This is a genomic window from Acinetobacter parvus DSM 16617 = CIP 108168, from assembly GCF_000368025.1.
GTDB lineage: Bacteria > Pseudomonadota > Gammaproteobacteria > Pseudomonadales > Moraxellaceae > Acinetobacter > Acinetobacter parvus.
In genome coordinates this window covers 1,252,649-1,274,599 of sequence record NZ_KB849212.1, presented here as the reverse complement: position 1 = coordinate 1,274,599, position 21,951 = coordinate 1,252,649, and the positions used below count along the sequence as shown (strand labels likewise).

The following is a 21,951-nucleotide window of genomic DNA, read 5'->3' as shown; positions in this document are numbered from 1 at the left end:
TGAAAACAATAATAAATATTGGCGTCCCTACGGGGATTCGAACCCCGGTTACCGCCGTGAAAGGGCGATGTCCTAGGCCTCTAGACGATAGGGACGTTTCAGAGGTGGGCGTATATTAGGTTGAATTAGGTAGGCTGTCAAACACTTTTCCAAAGAAAATCTAAAAAAATCTTGTGGGTGTCTAAAAATAAAGCGTTGTGCGGAATAAATAAGCAAAAATAGTTTTAAGGTCAGTTGTTTCAGCCAAATCACCTTTTATGGAGATAAAAAATGCAACTTGAGCAAGCCAAAGCGATTGAAGCTTTGGCGAAGTGCAAGTGCATTTTTATTGAGCCAATTTTATGTACGGTCACGATAGAAAATATAATGGCTGAGATAACAGGCTGCAATAAACAGTAAACATCCGATAAAGCCAGCCTGCATTTCAGGATCTGCCGCCATACTTAAACCTGTAATAAAGCAGAAGACAAAACCCAGAATCGGAACAATCGGATAAAGTGGCGCAGCAAACTTGAGGTCTTTTGCGGAGTGACCAGCCTTGTACCATGCACGTCTAAAGTTGAACTGACTCCAGCAGATGCTCATCCACACAATCACCATAGTAAAAGCGGCAATACCGAGTAAATTCTTAAAAATGGTTTCAGGGGCAAAATGCTCTGATAACAGTCCTGGAATTGCACCAAACATGGTGACCACCAGCGCGATTATAGGTGTGCCGCTACTTGACAGGCGTGAGAACACCTGTGGAAGCTGGCGCTGGGCGGACAATGACCACATCATCCGTGATGCTGCATACAGACCAGAATTGGCGGCAGACAACAGTGCGGTAATAATCACGAAGCGCATAATGTCATCGGCATAAGGAATACCAATGTAGTTAAACACAGTCACAAAAGGACTGTTGCTTACACTTTCACCACCCAGGCCTGCAACCTGAAATGGCAATAAGGCACTAATCACCACGATGGTGCCGACAAAGAAAATCAGTAACCGCCAGATTGCGGCGTTGATGGCTTTTGGCACATTCACCGCAGGGTCTTTAGTTTCACCTGCCGCTACGCCAATCAGTTCAGTGCCTGAAAAGGCAAAGTTTACAATCAGCATGGTGGTGAAAATTGGAACCAGTCCCTGAGGAAACCAGCCTTGTGCAGTAAGGTTGTGGAATAAGGGGGCAGACTCGGCACCGTGGAAAGGAATCAGGCCGAAAATTGCCAGCAAACCCAGGATAATAAAGGCAACCACAGTCACCACCTTAACCAGTGCCAGCCAAAATTCAGATTCAGCAAAAATACGGGTTGAGCTGAGGTTCAATGCAAAAATGGTGATGGCAAAGATAATGGTCCAGATCCACATGGAAATATGTGGAAACCACTCCTGCATCAGCAAGGCCGCAGCCGTAAATTCGGTCCCTAGGGTTGCGGTCCATGTCAGCCAGTAGACCCAGGAAATCATGTATCCCGTACCTGGACCAATGTATTTTTGCGCATATGCACCAAAGGAACCCGCTACAGGCATGTGTACCGCCAGTTCACCTAGACAGAGCATGACCATATAGGCGATCAGGCCACCTAAAATATAGGCAATGATGGCAGCTACTGGACCTGTTTGGGCGATGACTTCACCAGAACCAAGAAATAGACCTGTACCAATTGCACCACCTAAAGAAAGCATGACTAAATGGCGGGTACTCATCGCACGTTTCAGTGCCTTGGTTTCTGAATTCGCATTTGAGTTGGAAGATTGCATAGCACAATTTGTCCAAGCATGAAGAAGCGGCTATTTTATGGAAAATTCGGAAATGTGCAATCTGAATAATGGAAAGATTGAGAGAAAAGTATAATTATTGGATAAACAGAATATGGCGTCCCTACGGGGATTCGAACCCCGGTTACCGCCGTGAAAGGGCGATGTCCTAGGCCTCTAGACGATAGGGACAGGTGAGGCAGTCATTTATCTGCATGGCGCAGATGAAAAATACACATAAGAAACTTGGTGGAGTCAAGCGGGATCGAACCGCTGACCTCTACAATGCCATTGTAGCGCTCTACCAACTGAGCTATGACCCCAGTATGTGTGACAGCAATCTTAGGAGGATTGCCATCACACGTCAATGATTAGATTGAATTAATTTTCACTGTTTGCATCATTTTTCGGCAATTTCAGCGTTTCATTCAACTTTTCCCAAACTTTCAGTTCTTTCTTGCTTGGAGAGCCAATAATCTCAAGCGCATGGCGTAGACGGGCAAAGGTCAGGTCAGGCCCAATAGTCACCATGGATTGCATGACAGGCGTGGAGCTGGTTGAACCTGCAATCGCAATAAAGAATGCAGGCATGAAGTCACGCAGCTTCACTTCCATCTGGTTTGCCAAGTCCATCAGGGTCTGGCTGACTGTGTCATTGTTCCAGGTGAACTGGCTTTCCAGACGCCAAATGGCAAACTGTAGACTTTGGCGAACCTGTTCTTCAGTCAATTTCTTGCTTTCAAACTGCTCCTTGCTAATTTGAGGCATGTGGTTAAAATAGAAACCTGCCCAGTTTACTGCTTCAGACAACAGGTTAATACGTGGCTGAATGGCGGCGGCAATATCTTCCAGCGTTTGACGGTCATTTTTCCATGCCAGTAAACGGTCCAGCAATTGTCCAGGAGTCAGTGCCTTGATCCATTGACCATTCAGCCAGTTGAGTTTTTCAACATCAAAGATTGGACCACCTAGTGAAACACGTTGTACATCAAAGTTTTCCACCATTTCCCCTAAGGTGAACACCTCACGCTCATCTGGCATTGACCAGCCCATACGGCCTAAATAGTTGAGTAGGGCTTCTGGTAACACGCCAATGTCGCGATAATAGTTGATGGAGGTTGGATTTTTGCGTTTAGACAATTTTGATTTGTCTGGGTTACGCAATAAAGGCATGTGGCACAGGGTTGGCATGTCCCAGCCAAAATATTGATACAGCAACTGGTGCTTTGGTGCGGAAGGTAGCCATTCCTCACCACGCAATACATGGGTGATTTCCATCAGGTGATCGTCAACCACATTGGCAAGGTGGTAGGTCGGCAAGCCATCAGTTTTTAACAATACCTGCATGTCCACCTGTGCCCATGGAATCTCCACTTCACCACGCAACAGGTCATTGATCTTACATACACCGTGTTCAGGGACTTTCATGCGGATCACATGGGGCTCGCCCGCAGCAAGACGACGTTCCACTTCTTGCTGTGATAATTTTAGCCCACGACCATCATATTTTGGTGTTTCGCCACGCGCCTGCTGTTCAGCACGCATCTGGTCAAGTTCTTCCGCGGTTGCAAAACAGTAGAAAGCATGACCTTTTTCAACCAATTCCAGAGCATACTGCTTATAGATCCCCATCCGTTCCGACTGGCGATAAGGCGCATGCGGCCCACCCACATCTGGACCTTCCGACCAGTTCAGACCCAGCCAGCGTAAAGAATCCAGAATCATCTTTTCAGATTCGGGCGTTGAGCGAAGCTGGTCAGTATCCTCAATACGGAGAATGAACTCACCACCATGCTGTTTGGCAAAACACAGGTTGAACAGGGCAATATAGGCAGTGCCTACATGCGGAAAGCCTGTAGGAGAAGGTGCAATACGGGTACGAACTTTCATAGAGAAATGAGTTTTTAAAATAAAATTGACACCATTATAACGAAAAAGCCTAGTCACGACATGACTAGGCTCATTTAAACATGCAAGGGGACTACATATTTAAAAGATCAGGAATTTTGCTGCTGGAACAGGCTCTGCACAAAACGTGAAAAACGCTGGTTCTGCGTTGCAAAGAAATTCTGTGTTGGCGTGGTGCGGATGGTGTTCAGCATTTTCAATTCATCATCTGTCGCTGGAATCATACTGATGTTGCGTTTTTGCTGATCCAGCGCCTTGCCGATAAGTGAAGATGAGGTCGATTTATCAATCGTTTTTATGTTACTGCTTTCTTTAATTGCAGCAGCATGCCCGAACTGGACTGAACATGCCAAAAATAGACTTAAGCATAGTGTTTTTTTTAATTTTAATGCTCGCATTGATACGCCCCTACATGATTTCGAGTCTAAAAGACTAACTAAGCAAATATACTATTGCTTTAATGATACAATTTAAACATAAATATTAATGAAAAAGTGGAATGGCATCACATTTTTGCAAAAAAAGATAAAGTTCCATTAATTTTATGTCCAATATTTACCCATTGGAGCGTAAAACCTCGGGGTTTAGCCCGAGGATATAAGCGACTGGCGTAAGCCATTAATGCGGTGTTTGCTGTTGTTGAATATACTGCTTAATAATCCCAATAGGCGCACCTGCGCATGATGCAGCGAAGTAACTAGGCGACCACAAGGCATTACCCCATAATTTGCTTTTAATTTCAGGGTGTTTGGTTCGTAAAATTCGACTAGATGCACCTTTCAAGCTATTTACCAAACTAGAAATAGCGACTTTAGGCGGATAATTGACGAGCAAATGTACATGGTCATGTTCACCGTCAAACTCTACCAACTCAGCTTCAAAGTCTAAGCAGACACGTTCAAATACTTCCTGCATGGTTTTAAGCATGGCTTTGGTAAAAACATCTCTGCGGTATTTAGCTACAAAGACTAAATGAACGTGCATATTAAAAACACAGTGGCGACCTGTTCTAATCTCTTGACTATTACTCATAGACCAAATATATTTTAAGTATGAAAACACTTAAATTACGCATAAAAGACAAACATTGCAAGGTGCTAAATCAGATGGCATCTGAGGTGAATTTTGTCTGGAATTACGTGAATGATTTGTGTTTTAAACATCTACAACGAAAACAACAATTCTTTTCAGCATACGATATTGCTAAATACACAAAAGGCACATCGAAAGAATGCAATTTGCATAGTCAAACCATTCAAGCCATAACAGAAGAACTCATTACACGCAGAAAGCAATTCAAAAAAGCAAAATTAAAATGGCGAGTCAGCAATAAAAAATCAGCTAGGCGTTCATTGGGCTGGATACCGTTCAAGAAAGTAGCAATCAAATATGCTAATGGCTATGTTCAATACGGCAAGCATCAATTCAAACTATGGGACAGCTACGGACTAAGCAAATACAATGTTAAAACAGGCTCGTTTGTAGAGGATAGTCGTGGGCGTTGGTATGTCTGTCTTGTAGTTGATTCAATTAAAACAGAGAAAACCAGCGCTAAAACCTCAATTGGTATAGATTTGGGATTAAAAGACTTAGCTACTTGTTCAGATGGTATAAAGCTCAAAGCCCCTAAAATCTATCGCCAATATGAACAAAAACTTGGCATTGCTCAACGTGCAAAAAATAAGAAACGCGTCAAAGCGATTCACGCCAAGATTAAAAATATACGTCAAAACATGTTGCATCAATTCAGCCATAAACTGGTGAATGAACATGCAGCAATCTTCGTTGGCAATGTGAATGCCAAAGCGCTCGCACAAACTAAATTAGCTAAATCAGTGCTAGATGCAAGTTGGACAACACTAAGAACCATGCTCAAGTATAAATGCGAGAACGCAGGGGTATGGTATGAAGAAGTCAATGAAGCGTATACCACCCAAACTTGCTCGTGCTGTGGCTCACGCTCCAGTAGTCCGAAAGGTAGGTCAGGCTTAGGAATAAGAGAATGGCAGTGCATGGAGTGCGGTACGCTCCATGATCGGGATGTAAATTCCGCACTGAATATTCTTGCGCTCGGACATGAGCGTCTAGCAGTAGGAATCCCCGTCCTTTAGGTCAGGGAGGATGTCAATCAGAGAAGCAATAAACACTCAGAACAAAAGCTGCGTCAATAAACGTGAAAAGCAAATACACAGCATGTATTTGCTTTTTTTGCAAAAAAGATGAAGAAAACGGTTTTATCTATAGAAATTTAAGAATTCTCTACAAAAAGTCGTTTGGTACTGGCATAAAACAAGGTAATAATGTGCAGTTACATTTTTAGCTATTGATCTATTTCTTATGTCGCATATTTCTGTCTTACTTCATGAAACCGTTGATGGCGTATTGGCAGGTCGCGACACAGGCATTTATGTCGATGCCACCTTTGGTCGGGGCGGACATACCCGACTGTTACTTTCAAAGCTGGATCAAAATGCGCGTGTTTACGCATTTGACAAAGATCCCCAGGCGCTTGAGGTTGCGGCACAACTGGAACAGGAAGATTCCCGTTTCAGGATCATCCATGCCAGTTTTGCCGATATTCAGGCTGAGCTTGCCAGAATTGGCATTACTGAAGTCGATGGCATTATGGCGGATTTGGGCGTGTCATCGCCGCAGCTTGATCAGGCAGAGCGTGGCTTTAGCTTTATGCAGGACGGGCCACTGGATATGCGGATGGATAATTCGCAGGGTCCAACCGCAGCACAATGGCTGCTTGAAATCGAAGAAGAAAAACTGGCCAATATTATTTATCAATATGGTGAGGAGCGTTATAGCCGCCGTATTGCCAAGGCAATTAAGCAGGCGGGTGAAATCACCACCACCGCGCAGCTTGCTGAAATTGTCAAAACCGCACATCCAAAATGGGAAAAGCATAAGCATCCCGCAACCCGTAGCTTTCAGGCCATTCGTATTGCCATCAACAAAGAGCTGGATGACATTGAGACATTCCTGCCGCAGGCGGTAGAATTGCTCAAGGCAAAAGGGCAGTTAGCGGTGATCAGCTTTCATTCTCTGGAAGACCGTTTAATCAAGCAGTTTATTCAAAAAGAATCGAGTTTGGCTGAAGATTCAGGCTGGGGCATGCCACAGGCACAGGTGGATACCCGACGTTTAAAGAAAGTTTCACGTGTTCGTGCCAGTGAAGCGGAAGTCAAGGCAAATCCCCGTTCGCGGAGCGCATGGTTGCGCGTGGCGGAGCGTTTAGAGCAAAAAGGCAAGCAATGAACAATAACAACAATGATGATATTTTATCAAGCGGCAACAAGGGACTAAAAAAGGTTGTTGTTTACGCTGTACTTGTTGCGCTGGTGTTTGTTAGTGCAATGATGGTGGTGTTTCAGGTATTTGAGTATCGCCATGATTATCGTGACTTAAGTGCCTACATGCGTGAAAAGGATGATTTAAACGCGGAATGGGGCCGTTTGCTGATTGAGCAGCAAACCTTTGGTGCCACGGCACAGATTGGTTCCCGTGCGGTCACGCAATTACGCATGTTTTCACCACCCGCGGCACAAACGGTTGTGATTTCTCTCCCTATGACTTCAAAGCAAGACAAATAAGGTATGCTGTATGGCAGATAAGCGAAGCAAACCAATACGAAAAAAACAGCAGTCCATTTCGGAAAAACCCACCCTTGCGCTGGATATGTGGCGATTTTACCTGCTTTGGGGAACGGTGCTGCTGTGCTTTGTGGTGATTGTAGCGCGTGCTTTCTATGTACAGGTGATTAATAAGGATTTCTTGCAGAACAAGGCCAATGCCAACATTCTGCGGACTGAACGTTTAGAGGCCATGCGTGGGGTGATCAGTGACCGTCATGGCGTGCCACTTGCGATCAGCACCCCAATTATGAAGATTGTCATTGACCCAAGGGATTATTGGGAAACCAAACAGCTTTATGATGAAACGATGGCTGAGCTCAAAAAAGAACCGACCAGTCGTAAATTAAAACGCCAGTTGCCTGATAAAAACCTGAATCTAGATGAGTTGGCGGATGCGGTGGGTATTGATCGCCAGAGCCTGAAAAAGCAGATGAGTGATCGCCCACGGTCACGCTATCTAGTGCTGCAAAAGGAAATTCCGCCGCAACAGGCTGACTTAATTGTTAAGCGTAACTTTCAGGGTGTCTACGCGGAAAAAAGTTATAAACGCTACTATCCTCAGCCCCAACCCAATGCACAGATTATTGGCTTGACCAATAGTGAAGGAACAGGAATTGAAGGTCTGGAAATGCAACTGAACAAACAGTTGGCAGGGCTGGATGGTGAGCAAAAAATTATTCGGGATAAAAAAGGCAACCGTTTAAAGGTTTCAGAGGTCATTAAAGAAGTTGAATCGGGCGAAAATATCACCCTCAGCATTGATTCGCGTTTGCAGTACATCATGTACCGTGAACTGACCGCCGCAGGGGTGGCGAATAATGCACGTTCTGCAACCGCGATTGCGGTAGATGTGAAAACGGGCGAAATCTTGGCAATGACCAGTTGGCCGTCCTATAACCCGAATGATAAAAATGGGCTTTCCAATAAGGACGCGATGCGTAACCGTGGCGCCATTGATATGTTTGAGCCAGGTTCAACCATGAAGCCGTTTACCGTTGCGGCGGCATTAGAAAGTGGCAAATACACGCCGAACAGCATTGTCAACACCTCACCAGGTTCGATGCGTTTGGGTTCACATACAATTCGCGATACCCATAACTATGGTGCATTGACCCTGACAGGTATTATCGTTAAATCTTCCAATGTGGGGTCAGCCAAACTCGCCTTGTCTTTGCCTAAAGATGCCATCCCCTCTTTCTTCCGCCGCGTTGGTTTTGGGCATCGTTCAGATGTTAAATTTCCAGGGGAAAGTGCAGGTCTGCTGTACTCAGGTGATAAATTGAATCTGTCACAATTGGGGACGATGGCCTATGGTTATGGCTTAAATGCAACAATTTTGCAGTTGGCACAAGGTTATGCCATCTTGGCAAATCATGGGGTAGAAGTACCATTAAGCCTGCATAAACTGGATCGGCCACCTGAGGGCAAGCAGGTGCTTGATCCTAAAATTGCCGATCAAGTGTTGATGATGCTGGAGCAGGTCACTATGCCGGGTGGAACTGCGACTCAGGCCAATATTGCTGGCTACCGTGTGGGCGGAAAAACAGGAACCGCACACAAGTTGCGCGCAGACCGCAAAGGCTATTCCAATAATGAGTACCGCGCTCTATTCGCAGGGGTTGCGCCGATCAGTGATCCACGTTTGGCCATGATTGTAGTGGTGGAAAATCCACAGGGACGCTACTACGGTGGTTTGGTGGCTGCACCTGTGTTTGCACGAATGATGCAGGAGTCCTTGCGCCTGCTCAATGTGCCACTGGATAAACCCTTAGATACTCCAAAAAACCCAGTCCGTAGGTAGATTATGTCGATTAGTTTTCAACAGATACATCAAATCAGCATAGATGCGGCTTGGTATACGCAACCGTTTAAAGGTTTCTGTCTGGATAGCCGCAAGATTGAAGTGGGGCAAATATTTATTGCCTTAAATAGTTATAGTCAACCTGAAAAAACACGCTTGTTTGCTGAGAATGCCTTGAATGCGGGTGCATTGGCGGTGATTAGTGAAACAGATTTAGGCCTTGCAAATGAATGGGTCTGTCCCGAAGTCCGTTATTTAATGGGTGAATGGCAGAAACAATATTTGCAGGCAGTCGATCCTGTAACAGCGCTGCGTGGAATTGCGGTCACGGGCACCAATGGTAAAACCACCATTTCACGCCTGATTGCTGAACTGATTAGCTCACAGGGCCAAGGCTGTGCAGTGATGGGGACAACGGGCAATGGCATTCTGCCAAACCTTACGCCATCAACACATACCACTTTAGATGCTTTGCAGTTGCAGAACGCATTGCATGACTATGCCAAACAGGGTGCCAATTTTGTTGCACTTGAGGCCAGTTCACATGGTCTGGAGCAAAGCCGTTTAAATGGCTGTGAGATTGAAATTGCGGTTTATAGCAATTTAAGTCGAGACCATCTGGATTATCATGGCACACTTGAAGCCTATGCTGCGGCAAAGGCTTTGCTGTTCAGGTTTACAAGCTTAAAAGCTGTCATCATTAATCTGGATGATACACATTCCAGTCTCATGCTGGATGCAGCCAAAGCCAATCCATCCCAGCCAAAAATTTTGACTTATTCCCTGACCCAGACAAATGCCGATTATCATATCGCCGATTTGCAATACCGTTTGAGTGGGGCAAGTTTTACGCTTATTAGCCCAGCGGGTCGTTATACAGTTCAAAGTCCACTCCTTGGGCATTTTAATGTTGAAAACCTATTGGCGAGCCTGATTGCAGCAGAATATGCAGGTTTTGCCCTGGCTGATCTGGTGCAGTTTGTACCACAGCTCAAGGGTGCACCAGGGCGGATGCAGGTGATACAGGATGCCGAGCGTTTATTTGTGGTAGATTATGCCCATACCCCTGATGCCTTGATTCAGGTTTTAACCACTTTAAAACGGCATGTCACTGGACAGCTTTGGGCAGTATTTGGCTGTGGTGGTGATCGTGATCGAGGCAAGCGACCCCTCATGACTCAGGCCGCACTGGATCATGCCAATCCTGTGATTTTAACGTCTGATAATCCACGTACTGAAAATCCTGAACAGATTTTTACAGATATGAAGCAGGGAATTGATTTTGCTGATCATATTGTGCATGAAATCCATGACCGTCGTGAAGCGATTAAATTTGCGGTGGCACATGCACAGGCAGGAGATATTGTGGTGATTGCAGGCAAGGGGCATGAAAACTATCAGGAAATTGATGGGGTTCGTCACTGGTTTGATGATGTGGTGGAAGTACAGTCAGCAATTGCTGCACAGTCACATTCTGTAGATTCGGCTTATCCTGCACAATAGGGTCAAAAGGTAAATAAAAACCATGCATACCTCAACCACCAGTACCGTTCCACTTACTCCCTGGACCGCAGAGCAACTTCAACAGGCAACTCAGGGTGAATGGCATCAGCATAAGATTCCTCAAGGGGAAATTAAGCGAATTTTGACTGACTCACGTCATGCGGAAGAGGGTGATGCTTTCCTTGCATTAAAGGGTGAGCGTTTTGATGCGCATGACTTTGTAAAGCAAGTGGCGACACAGGGTTGCCAGATCGCCATTGTCGAGCGACCAGTTGATGCGGATATTGCCCAACTGATTGTAAAAGATACCCGTGTGGCCTTGGGGCAGCTTGGCGCCTATCGCCGTCAGCAGAATCCACAGCTCAAGGTGATTGCCCTCACAGGCAGTAGTGGCAAAACCACCACCAAGGAAATGCTGGGCAGTATCCTGTCTCGTTTGGCACCCACCCTGATTACGCGGGGTAACCTGAATAATGATTTAGGTGTGCCGATGATGTTGCTGGAACTGCGTCCAGAACATCAGTATGCAGTGATGGAGTTGGGAGCCAGTCATCAGGGTGAGATTGATTACACCTCAAATTTGGTACAACCGCATGTGGCTGGGATTCTGAATATTGGAACAGCACATTTGGGTGAGTTTGGTGGACGTGATGGAATTTGCCGTGCCAAGTCAGAAATCTACACACATATCTTGCCGAACGGTAGCGCAGTTGTCCCTGCACATGATGATTTCACGGCCACCATTCGCCAAAATGCAGGCAATCACTCCATCCTGAGTTTTGGCGAGGGCGGTGATGTGTATGCAAGCGAAATTCAGCTTAACCCACAGTCCGCACAATTTAACCTGCATACCCCGCAAGGTAGCCGAGCAGTGAGCCTGCCATTTGCAGGGGCGCATAATGTGCAGAATGCCGCGGCGGCAACGGCTTTTGCTTTGGCGATTGGTATCGAACTGGATGATATTGTCCTAGGTTTGGAGCGGGCGCAGGGAGCGAAAGGCCGTCTGAATTTCATTCAGCAGCAACATTGTTTATTTATTGATGACACCTATAATGCCAATCCAACTTCAATGCGTGCCGCAGCACAGGTGTTGTTGCAGCAGCAGGGCTTAAAAGTCATGGTGATGGGAGATATTGGCGAATTGGGTGACAGCAGTTGGCAGGAGCATCATGATCTGGGTCGTGATCTGTCAGCGTTGCCACTCGACCATTTGGTTGTTGTGGGTGAGTTTGCCACGGCAGCCCAGCAGGGTTCGGCGCATTCAGAAAAGTTATGTGCATGTGCAACACAGGCAGAGGCTTTAGCATTTTTAGTTAATTTAGTTCAAACACATCAACACCAGCCGATCAGTTTCCTGTTCAAGGGGTCGCGCTATACCCATATGGAAACGTTGATGGCGGATTTGATGGAGAAAATTTAAATGTTGTTATGGTTATTTGAGCAATTGGCGGACTATAACAGTTCCTTTCAAGTTGTTCGTTATTTAACATTGCGCTCTTTATTGAGCTTACTGACAGCCTTAACAATTGGGCTGGTATTAGGCCCAGTGATGATTCGTAAATTGCAGGCATTAAAATATGGTCAGGCAGTAAGTTCCTTCGCACCTGAAAACCATGCCAAGAAAATGGGTACGCCAACTATGGGGGGAATTTTGATCCTGCTCTCAATTGGCATTAGTACACTGCTTTGGGCAGATTTATCCAATCCTTATGTCTGGATTGTTCTTGGTGTGATGGTGGTATTTGGTGCGGTTGGCTGGGCAGATGACTGGATTAAAGTTCGTTATAAAGACAATGCGGGCTTACCTGCACGTAAAAAGTTCTTTTGGACTTCAGTTGCTTCGCTCGGTGCAGGTATTGCCCTATATATGATTGCCAAACAACAGGATAATCCTGTTTATACTGCGAATATGCTGGACTTGTTGATCCCTTTCTTTAAAAACCTTTCCATCCCACTTTCGGCTGTTCCATTAGGGTTGGCATTTATTGGCTTTACTTATTTGGTGATTAATGGAGCATCCAATGCGGTGAATCTCACCGATGGTCTGGATGGTCTGGCGATTATGCCAATTGTCATGGTTGCGGCAGGTCTGGGTGTGTTTGCCTATCTGTCAGGTGACATCCGTTTTGCCAACTATCTGCATATTCCTTATGTAAAATATACATCGGAACTGGTGGTGATCTGTTCTGCCATGGTGGGTGCTGGTCTGGCATTCCTTTGGTACAATGCACATCCTGCACAGGTATTTATGGGTGATGTGGGGGCATTGGCACTCGGTGCAATGCTGGGAACGATTGCGGTGATGGTTCGCCAGGAAATCGTATTTGCGATTATGGGCGGTGTATTTGTGATGGAAGCGGTTTCGGTGTTCCTGCAAATTGGTTCATTGCGGATGCGGAACAAGCGTGTATTCCTCATGGCGCCTTTGCATCACCATTATGAAAAACAGGGCTGGAAAGAAACCCAGGTGGTGATCCGTTTCTGGATTATTACCATTTTCCTGGTTGTGTTGGGATTAATGACCTTAAAATTACGTTAAGCCATGATTCAAGAGAGAAGCTGGTGAATACCAGCTTTTTTTATGTTTGGAGAAAATAGATGAGTGTATTGATGTGTCCTGTTTGTCGCCAAGCATTGAATTTGGCCGCAAATTCTTGGCAGTGTGAAAAAGGGCATCATTATGATGTGGCCAAACAAGGCTATGTTAATCTGCATGTGGTCCAGCATAAACACAGTAAAACCCCAGGGGATACGCCAGAGTCGGTACTGGCACGCCGAGAATTTTTACAGGCAGGTTTTTATCAGCCCTTACAGCAGGTGATGGTGGAGTTGCTGCAACAACTCAAGCCAAAAGCGGTTCTGGATATTGGCTGTGGCGAGGGCTACTATACCCATGCCATGCAGCCTTGGACAAAACACTGTGTTGGTGTTGATATTGCCAAAACCGCAGTGCAAAGGGCAGCAAAACTCAATTCACGGGTAATCTGGGTGGTGGGTACAGGGGCAATATTGCCTGTACAGGATCATTCGGTTGATGTCTGTACCAGCCTATTTAGTCCCATTCCTCAGCAGGAAATTACAAGGGTATTGAAAGATGAGGGTTATCTAATCATTGCCACACCTGCACCAAGACATCTTTATGCATTGCGTGAGGCATTATTTGAACAGGTCAAACTGCATGAGCCGCAGAAATTTGTTGAGCAACTGAATGCTGAATTTGAAGTGAAACATGAACAGCTTGTTGAAGCACCCTTGTCATTGGATCAGCAGGCATTAAAGAACCTGATAGCCATGACCCCTTATGCATATAAAGCCAATCCAGAACGGCGAAAGGCGATTGAGCAACAACAGTATTTTGCAGTGACAGCCGCATTTCAAATTTATGTTTTCCAGAAAACAAACAGGCCATCAATTTGATGGCCTGTTTGTTTTACTGAATTTCATTGATGAGGTTTTCAATCTGATCCCTTTGTGGGGGATTCTGTTGAGAGGAACCCATTGCTGGTGGCTGTTTTTGGGTTGGCACCATGATTTGCTCCTCACCTGTGGTTGAATCAGGTAGGTCTGAGAAGTCATTTTGTGCTGAGCGATCAGGTACTGGTGGTGCTGGACGGTACAATGGACGTGCCAACGGTGGAGAGGCGCGATATTCCTTTTTGTCGTCGCCTTGCTGGAGCTGTAGCTTATCGCGGGAAATAGGCTCTTTTGCCTCCCTATCCAGACGTACCCAGGCAGATGGCGTATCTTTTAGTGAGTTCGCCATAAAGTTGGTCCAGATTGGCAAGGCTGCGACACCACCATATTCACGGCGGCCCAGAGTCCGTGGCTGGTCAAATCCAACCCAGGCAATTGCAACCAGTTTTCCATTAAATCCAGCGAACCAGGCATCTTTGGCATCATTGGTGGTTCCTGTCTTGCCACCCAGATCATCACGACCAATTTTGAGTGCGGCACGACCTGTACCATGCTGAATCACGTCACGTAAGATATTTGCCATGTCATAGGCCGAGCTTGATTTTAAAATACGTTGTGCCTGACGATAGTCACTGTTGGTTTTGCTTGCTTTATCAGAGTCTGTAGCTGTAATTTGGCTTTCAGAAGCAGCAGTTGCATCATCTAGAGTCTGATTGGTGATTTCCTTAACGTCACCCTCTTGCTGTTTTTCAGCTTCTTCGGGTTGTGGCTCATTATACGCATTGGGATCATTAATACATGGAATACACGCATACTCAGGCTTGGTCTCGTAAATCACCTTGCCAGAGGCATCTTCAATCCGCTTGATGAAATGGGGCTGGATTCGGTAGCCACCATTGGCAAAGGTGGCATAACCTGTCGCCATTTGTACAGGCAGTACCTGTGGGGTTCCCAGCGCAATGGTGTAGTTACGGGGAATCTGTTCCTCTTCCAGACCAAAATCCATAAACAGTTGGCGTGCACGCTCAATACCCACATTTTGCAACAGTCGGACTGATACGGTATTTCGTGATAAATAGAGTGCACGACGGAGTGGAATCATCCCCAGATAGCGTCCATCGGAGTTTTTGGGGGACCACTTGCCAATGGTGATTGGACTATCGTTCACCATGGTGTACGGGGTCATGCCACGTTCTATTGCGAGTGCATAAACGAAAGGTTTAATGGTTGAACCAGGCTGTCTCCAGCCCTGTACAGCACGGTTAAACTTGGATTGATAGAAGTTATAACCGCCAACCACCGCTTCAATTGCCCCGTCATTTGGATTGAGGGCAATCAATTGTCCCTGAACTTTAGGCACTTGAACCAAAGACCAGACGCTCTTGTTCTCATTTGGACGCAAACGGATGATATCTTTTACTTTTACAATTTGTGAGGCATTTGAGGGCGCACCACCTACGCTGTTGGCATTACGATAAGGTCTTACCCAGGACATGCCTGACCAATTCACTGTAACTGTGGACCCATCCTGCATTAATGCATCAAAGGAATGATTATTGACCTTAACCACTTCTGCTGGATAAGTATTGGCATAGGCCATAAACTGGTTGAGTGGTTTATCATGCGCTTCAGGACCGCGCCAGCCATGACGGCGGTCATATGCTTCCAGACCCTCCTGAACAGCTTCCTCTGCATAACGCTGGCGATTACTGTCAATGGTGGTATAGACCTTATAGCCAGAATCAATTGCCTGTTCACCAAAATGCTCAACCAGCTCGGCCCGTACCATTTCCCCCACATAAGGAAAGACGTTGCTTACGGAACGGTCAATCATGTTGAGGTTAATCGGTTCGGCAACAGCTTTCTGGTATTGGGCTTGATTGATATAACCCAATTGCAGCATGCGACCAAGAATCCAGTTTCTCCGCTCAAGCGCACGTTCTGGGTTGACCACAGGATTGTATTTGGAAGGTGCTTTTGGCAAGCCCGCAATCATTGCCATTTGTGCTGTAGTTAATTCATTAATATTTTTGTTGTAATAGATTCTTGCCGCCGCCGCGATGCCGTAAGCATTTTTGCCTAAAAAGATTTTATTAACATAAGAACTTAAGATTTCCTGCTTGGTCAGGTTTTGCTCTATTTTGCGAGCAAGAAAAACTTCAGTCAGTTTGCGTTTAAGAGTTCTTTCAGGACTTAAATAATAGTTTTTTGCCACCTGCATGGTAATGGTTGAACCGCCTGTTTGCACATCCGAACCTGTCACGGATTCAGTTAAGGCTCGCCCCAAGCCCTTGAAGCTAATACCGTTGTGTTCAAAAAAAGAGGAATCCTCAGCAGCCAGAAAAGCATGGATAAAGGTAGTAGGAATTTCCTCATACTTTACGGGAATGGAGAGTTTGCCACCATACTCAGCAATGAGCTTGTTATCCGCCGTATAGACTTGCAATGGTTTTAATAAAGGTGCCTTTTTTAATGAACTCATATCTGGCAATGAGGGTGCTAGATAGAGATACATGCCATAAAATCCCATTGGAAGTGAGACTAAGATAATAATAAGGATCAAAAAAAATGGCCGAACAATACCAGAACTGGATAGCTTTTTCATAATAAGTAAGTTTTAATAAGAGCGAATGGCAAACTAATTATGGTCAGTATATCCTTTAGACATACGGATTGTTAGATGAGATATTGTATCCGTATCAATTAAAGACCAAAACAGATTAGTGGGTTGTACTTTTGGGGATAAAAAAATAAATAGGAAAGAACTGTGCTCAGGTTATATCGTAAACCAAGTAAGGGGTTAGTAGGGGTCGATATTAGTTCGACAACTGTTAAGTTATTAGAGCTCTCTGTAAAGAACGGTAGATATTGGGTTGAAAGTTATGCCGTGATGCCACTGCCTGAAAATAGTGTGGTGGAAAAAAGCATTCTCAATCCAGAAGCAGTGGCTGACGCACTTGAAAGAGTCGTTAACCTTGCGAACCCTCACACTACGCATGTGGCAGTTGCCGTGCCTACCTCAATGGTGATTCATAAAATCATTGAAATGGATGCCGATATGTCGGATGAAGAGCGAGAAGTTCAAATCCGTATGGACGCTGAGCAATATATTCCGTTCCCTTTGGATGAAGTCAGCCTTGATTTTGAGGTTCTGCCCGACCGTCTGGCAAACCCGAATCGTGTCAATGTACTTTTGGTGGCCACACGAACTGAAAACGTGGATACCCGTGTTGAAGTTCTGGAACTTGCTGGTCTAAGCGCGAAAGTTGCTGATGTCGAAAGCTATGCTATGGAACGTGCCTTTAGCGTATTTGCCGATACATTGCCAATGGGCGCAAATACCGTTGGTATCTTGGATATTGGTCATACCATGACGACCTTGTCTGTTATGCAGAAAGGCAAGATTATTTATACTCGTGAACAAGTGTTTGGTGGTCGACAATTAACTCAGGATGTTCAGAGCCGTTATGGTTTGTCTTTCGAAGAGGCAGGCCGTGCGAAAAAAGAAAGAACCTTGCCAGATGACTATGACACTGAAGTACTGGAACCATTCCTTGATGCAGTAGTTCAACAGGCCGCTCGTTCACTTCAATTCTTTTTCTCCTCTTCTCAATTCAATGAAATTGATCACATTCTACTTGCTGGCGGGAATGCGAATATCCCAGGTCTGGCAAAATTATTACAACAAAAACTAGGTTATCGCGTCACGATTGCCAACCCGTTTTTACAAATGGGCTTTTCTCCCCAGATTGACATTAAAAAAATTGAAAATGATGCTTCCTCATTGATGGTGGCATGTGGTCTAGCATTGAGGAGTTTTGATTAATGGCAAAGATTAACCTACTCCCTTGGCGTGATGAGCTAAGAGAACAACGAAAGAAAAAGTTTGTTGCATTTTGTGTTGGGGTCGCTGCATTAGGGGTTGCATCAGTCTTTTCGGGTTGGGTGTATTTTGATCAGAAGTTGGATGATCAGGAACAGGCCAACCAATTGATTGTCAGTACCAACCAAAATCTGGATGCCCAGTTAAAATCACTAGACGGTCTGCAAGAGCGCCGTAATGCGATTATCGAGCGTATGAAATTGATTCAGGGATTGCAGGGGCAACGTCCAATAACCGTGCGTCTGGTTGATGAACTGGTACGTGTGACACCGCCAACCATGTATCTTACTAAATTTACCCGTACAGGGGATAAGTTCACCATTGAAGGAAAGGCGGAAAGTCCAAATACAGTGGCTGAACTGTTGCGTAATCTTGAGGCATCACCTTGGTATCGCAATGCCTTTATGAATTCATTTCTGGCAGCTGAAGAGAAAAAAGATAAAACAGCAGCATCTCTTGTGCCACGTGTTGAAGAAAACTATGGAAGCTTTGTTGTAACCGTGGATTTAGGGGAAATAGGGACAACTGCGGAAGCTGATCCAGCAGCATCAGGAGTGGCGCAATGAACTTAGAGAAGTCAGATGATTTAAATCAAGAGACGGTGGCGATCAAGAAAAAGAAGATGACTGTAGAGCAGTTCTTCCAACAATTTAATACGTTGGATATGAATAACTACGGTAGCTGGCCTGCGTCTGTCAAAATAACCTGCTGGATTTTTATTTTTCTGGCTGTGCTTGCGCTTGGCTATTTTGTGGTGATCAAGTCACAGTTGGAGGAAATCGCAAATGCACAGGCAAAAGAGCAGAGCTTGCTGAATGAGTTTAAGGAGAAAGACTCAAAACTGCGTAATTTGCAACAATATCAAACACAATTGCAGGAAATGGAAGCAAACTTTAATCAGCAATTGGAACAGTTACCTAAAGAGACTGAAATTCCAAGTCTGGTTGAAGACATTAACTTGACTGGTGTGAACTCTGGCTTGAAGTTTAAAAATATTCGTCTGGAAAATGAAGTTAAGCAAGAGTTTTTCATTGAGCAGCCCATTAGTATTGAAGCTACGGGGGATTATCATGCATTTGGGGCGTTTACAACTGGGATTGTTGCCTTGCCACGTATTGTAACCTTGCATGATTTTACGGTTGAAGCAAAACAAGATACTGAGAAAAAATCTGATATTCCAGTCATTAATTATACGGTAAAAGCAAAAACTTATCGCTATGTCGGTGCGGATGAGCAAACAAATAGTGATACGGTTGCTGCACCTCAAACAGGTAGTAATCAACCTACACCTGCTCAGGGAGGAGAGTAATAATGAACCAGTATAAGTTGTTACTATGTTTCTTCATTGGCATGTCGTTGATCGGATGTGATTCGCGTATTGATGCAGTCAATCAACAGATGGCAGAAATTCGCAATCAGCCACCTTTACCGATTGAACCTGCACCTATATTTATACCTGTACCATTATTTAACTATGCAGCACATCAGTTAAAAAGCCCGTTTATGCCAAGTTCTCTGGCTGCTGAACTTAAGATTATGGCAGGTAAGCGTGTTTATCCTAATTTTAATCGTCAGCCACAGCCATTAGAGAGTTATGCTTTGGAATCGCTGATTATGAAAGGCAGTATGCGCGGTAAATCCAATGATACAATTGCCTTAATCCAAACGCCTGATGGACAGATTGAGCGTGTTCAGGTAGGTAGTTATCTGGGTATGAATCAGGGACGTATTATTAAAATTAGTCCAACTCAGATTGATTTGGTGGAGATTGTGCCAGATGGGCGAGAGGGTTATGTGGAAAGGCCTAGAACACTCGTTTTAATTGGACCAGCACAGTAGATTAAGGGAATAACAATGAAAAAACAGTTTAAAGATTCTTTATTTGGGGAAGCGAAGACCATGAATCATGCATTCCGTCAGTTTTCTATGGGTGCTGTTGCCATCGCAATCATGCAGGTTGCATCAGCACAAGTGAGTATGACCAATATTGTGCCAATGAGTTTGGCCGATCAGGGTACAGAAATCCGTGTCATGTTTAATGGTTTGCCGCCTCAGCCACAGGCCTATCAGCTTGAGCAACCTTCCCGCTTGATCCTGGATTTTGATAAGGCACAACAAAGTTTAAAACAGACCTCGATACCAGTTTCAACCAGCGAGGCAAGTTCCATTGAGGTTGCTGCGGATGATCAGCGCTCTCGTGTCATTGTGAACTTAAAGGATGCAGGTGCATTTACCACACGTGTAGAGGGAAACACCTTTGTTCTTAAAATTAATTCAGTTCGACCATCGGCAACGAATGCGCCTACGGTAGCACGTCAGCCTCAACAAGGCGTATCTAATATTGGATTTCAACGAGGCAAGGATGGCGAGGGCTTGGTTGTCATCGACCTTTTGGGAGGTAATACCCCTGTTGATGTACAGCAACAAGGTAGTAAGATTGTGGTGCGCACAATGGGCAATAAAATTCCAGCTCACTTGGCACGTCGTTTAAATACCAATGACTTTGCTACCCCTGTTGCCAGTGTGGATGCTTATAATGATAAAGGTAATGGTGTGATCACCATTCAGTCTGCAGGCAGTTATGAATATATGGCTTATCAGGCAGAAAATAAATTAACGATTAGTTTAAAACGTCCAGAGGATAAATCTCCAGCAAAAGCAAAATCACAAATCTATACAGGTAATAAGATTTCTTTAGATTTTCAGGATATCGAAGTACGCCGTGTCTTACAACTTCTTGCAGATTTCACTGGCATCAATATGGTGGCAGCTGATACCGTACAAGGTAATATTACGCTGCGTTTGAAAGATGTGCCTTGGGATCAGGCTCTGGATATTGTATTAAAAACCAAGAATTTGGATAAGCGCCGTAATGGCAATGTGATCTGGATTGCACCTGTTTCTGAGTTAATTAAGGCAGAAGAAGAAGAAGCCAAAGCGATTGCACAGAGCGTTAAACTGGCACCATTGCAGACAGAGTATATTCAGCTTAGTTATGCAAAAGCTGCTGATATTGAGAAATTAATTACTCAGGGTAAAAATAGTGGCTCAGGTAACAGCTCTTCAGGTTCGAATAATAATGCTGATCCATTGGGAGATAGTGTTGGGAGTTTATTGAGTCCTCGTGGTACGGTTTCTACTGACCCTCGCACGAATACACTGATTATTAATGACACGTCACAAAAAATTGATCAAATTCGTAAAATGGTTGATTTATTGGATGTGTCGGTTAAGCAAGTGATGATTGAGGCACGTATTGTCAGTGCAAGTACCGATTTTAGTAAAGAGATGGGGGTGAAGTGGGGTGTGCTTTCTCAAGGAATTACCAATAATAGGAATTTATTGGTAGGTGGAAGTGATACAACCTTGTGGAATTTGAGAGAACCTGAGAAAGATTCTGAGTTAGGTGGTTATAAGTATACAATTGAACGTCCAGATAATTTGAATGTGGATTTAGGAGCGGTAACGCCAGGTGCCAGTCGTATTGCATTTGGCTTAATTAGCTTGTCTGACTTTATGTTGGATTTAGAGCTTTCAGCTGTACAGGCAGATGGCTATGGTGAAGTCATTTCAACACCAAAAGTAATGACAGCAGATAAACAGTCCGCAAAAATTGAGGCAGGTACACAAATTCCATATGCCTCTTCTTCAGGTTCTGGGGCAACTGCGGTACCTAAGACAGAATTTATTAACGCCACCCTCAGTTTGGATGTAACCCCAAGCATTACTCCTGAAGGTAAGGTGATGATGAAATTGAATATTACAAAAGATTCGCCAGGTCCTGCAACACCAACAGGGCAGCTAACCATCAATAAAAATGCTATTGATACCAATGTATTGGTGGATAATGGTGAAACTGTGGTGTTGGGTGGTATTTTTGAAGAAACCAGTAATAACTCTCAAACCAAAGTACCATTCTTGGGTGATATTCCATATCTTGGAAAATTATTCCGTCGTGATTCGAAAACTGAAAATAAACGTGAACTACTTATTTTTGTGACCCCGAGAATTGTTAATGACACCTTGACCAGAAATCATTAATATATTTTCAATAGTTG

The 21,951-nt window shown here is 44.6% G+C and carries 18 protein-coding genes and 3 tRNA genes; 13 read left to right on the top strand and 8 right to left on the bottom strand.

Annotated elements, in window-relative coordinates:
• Positions 1–19: 19 nt before the first annotated feature.
• From F988_RS12755 to tnpA, 7 genes are all read right to left on the bottom strand, one after another.
• Positions 20–95, bottom strand: a tRNA-Glu gene (locus F988_RS12755).
• 244 nt (positions 96–339) lie between these two features.
• Complete coding sequence (locus F988_RS12750; protein ID WP_004683436.1) at positions 340–1,746, bottom strand: amino acid permease; 1,407 nt, start codon at positions 1,744–1,746, stop codon at positions 340–342.
• 113 nt (positions 1,747–1,859) lie between these two features.
• Positions 1,860–1,935 (bottom strand) — tRNA-Glu (locus F988_RS12745).
• A 55-nt stretch (positions 1,936–1,990) separates the two neighbouring features.
• Positions 1,991–2,066: transfer RNA gene (locus tag F988_RS12740), tRNA-Ala, on the bottom strand.
• Between the two features lie 58 nt (positions 2,067–2,124).
• Complete coding sequence (gene gltX / locus F988_RS12735; RefSeq protein WP_004769930.1) at positions 2,125–3,633, bottom strand: glutamate--tRNA ligase; 1,509 nt, start codon at positions 3,631–3,633, stop codon at positions 2,125–2,127.
• A 107-nt stretch (positions 3,634–3,740) separates the two neighbouring features.
• Positions 3,741–4,049, bottom strand: coding sequence for a hypothetical protein (locus tag F988_RS12730; RefSeq protein WP_004683432.1), 309 nt, complete (start codon positions 4,047–4,049; stop codon positions 3,741–3,743).
• Between the two features lie 220 nt (positions 4,050–4,269).
• On the bottom strand, positions 4,270–4,683 hold the full coding sequence (gene tnpA, locus F988_RS12725) for an IS200/IS605 family transposase (RefSeq protein ID WP_004683430.1): 414 nt from the start codon (positions 4,681–4,683) through the stop codon (positions 4,270–4,272).
• A gap of 20 nt (positions 4,684–4,703) precedes the next feature.
• Here tnpA and F988_RS12720 point away from each other — a divergent pair, with 20 nt between their 5' ends.
• The 8 genes from F988_RS12720 (at position 4,704) to F988_RS12685 (ending at position 14,013) form a co-directional block, all read left to right on the top strand.
• Complete coding sequence (locus F988_RS12720) at positions 4,704–5,762, top strand: RNA-guided endonuclease InsQ/TnpB family protein (RefSeq protein WP_035330077.1); 1,059 nt, start codon at positions 4,704–4,706, stop codon at positions 5,760–5,762.
• Positions 5,763–5,988: 226 nt separating this feature from the next.
• Positions 5,989–6,915 carry a 16S rRNA (cytosine(1402)-N(4))-methyltransferase RsmH gene (gene rsmH, locus F988_RS12715; protein WP_004683427.1) on the top strand — a complete coding sequence of 309 codons (927 nt, stop codon included), beginning with the start codon at positions 5,989–5,991 and terminating at the stop codon, positions 6,913–6,915.
• Positions 6,912–7,250, top strand: coding sequence for a cell division protein FtsL (gene ftsL, locus F988_RS12710; protein WP_004683425.1), 339 nt, complete (start codon positions 6,912–6,914; stop codon positions 7,248–7,250). The genes rsmH and ftsL overlap by 4 nt, the downstream gene beginning before the upstream one ends.
• Before the next feature lie 10 nt (positions 7,251–7,260).
• Positions 7,261–9,093, top strand: coding sequence for a penicillin-binding protein PBP3 (gene ftsI, locus F988_RS12705; RefSeq protein WP_004683423.1), 1,833 nt, complete (start codon positions 7,261–7,263; stop codon positions 9,091–9,093).
• A 3-nt stretch (positions 9,094–9,096) separates the two neighbouring features.
• Positions 9,097–10,596 (top strand): UDP-N-acetylmuramoyl-L-alanyl-D-glutamate--2,6-diaminopimelate ligase, encoded by a 1,500-nt coding sequence (locus F988_RS12700; protein ID WP_004683421.1) that lies wholly within the window; start codon positions 9,097–9,099, stop codon positions 10,594–10,596.
• Between the two features lie 22 nt (positions 10,597–10,618).
• A complete protein-coding gene (locus F988_RS12695; protein WP_004683420.1) occupies positions 10,619–12,016 on the top strand; it encodes a UDP-N-acetylmuramoyl-tripeptide--D-alanyl-D-alanine ligase in 1,398 nt (465 codons plus the stop codon).
• Positions 12,017–13,135, top strand: coding sequence for a phospho-N-acetylmuramoyl-pentapeptide-transferase (gene mraY, locus F988_RS12690; RefSeq protein ID WP_004678787.1), 1,119 nt, complete (start codon positions 12,017–12,019; stop codon positions 13,133–13,135). It begins immediately after the preceding gene.
• Between the two features lie 59 nt (positions 13,136–13,194).
• A complete protein-coding gene (locus F988_RS12685) occupies positions 13,195–14,013 on the top strand; it encodes a putative RNA methyltransferase (protein WP_004683419.1) in 819 nt (272 codons plus the stop codon).
• Between the two features lie 13 nt (positions 14,014–14,026).
• Here F988_RS12685 and ponA read toward each other — a convergent pair whose 3' ends face one another.
• Entirely contained in the window at positions 14,027–16,615 is a 2,589-nt protein-coding gene (ponA, locus tag F988_RS12680; protein ID WP_026040046.1) for a penicillin-binding protein PBP1a, read from the bottom strand.
• A 162-nt stretch (positions 16,616–16,777) separates the two neighbouring features.
• Between ponA and F988_RS12675 the strand changes: the two genes are divergently transcribed.
• From F988_RS12675 to pilQ, 5 genes are read left to right on the top strand one after another with little or no spacing between them, the layout of a single operon-like run.
• Positions 16,778–17,836, top strand: coding sequence for a pilus assembly protein PilM (locus F988_RS12675; protein WP_004683415.1), 1,059 nt, complete (start codon positions 16,778–16,780; stop codon positions 17,834–17,836).
• Positions 17,836–18,459, top strand: a complete 624-nt coding sequence (locus F988_RS12670; RefSeq protein ID WP_004683413.1) for a PilN domain-containing protein — start codon at positions 17,836–17,838, stop codon at positions 18,457–18,459. Before F988_RS12675 ends, F988_RS12670 begins: the two co-directional genes overlap by 1 nt.
• A complete protein-coding gene (locus F988_RS12665) occupies positions 18,456–19,202 on the top strand; it encodes a type IV pilus inner membrane component PilO (RefSeq protein WP_004683412.1) in 747 nt (248 codons plus the stop codon). Before F988_RS12670 ends, F988_RS12665 begins: the two co-directional genes overlap by 4 nt.
• A gap of 2 nt (positions 19,203–19,204) precedes the next feature.
• Positions 19,205–19,732: a pilus assembly protein PilP gene (locus F988_RS12660; RefSeq protein ID WP_004683410.1), complete on the top strand. Its 528-nt coding sequence runs from the start codon at positions 19,205–19,207 to the stop codon at positions 19,730–19,732.
• Between the two features lie 60 nt (positions 19,733–19,792).
• Complete coding sequence (pilQ, locus tag F988_RS12655) at positions 19,793–21,934, top strand: type IV pilus secretin PilQ (RefSeq protein WP_010589334.1); 2,142 nt, start codon at positions 19,793–19,795, stop codon at positions 21,932–21,934.
• Positions 21,935–21,951: the final 17 nt, after the last annotated feature.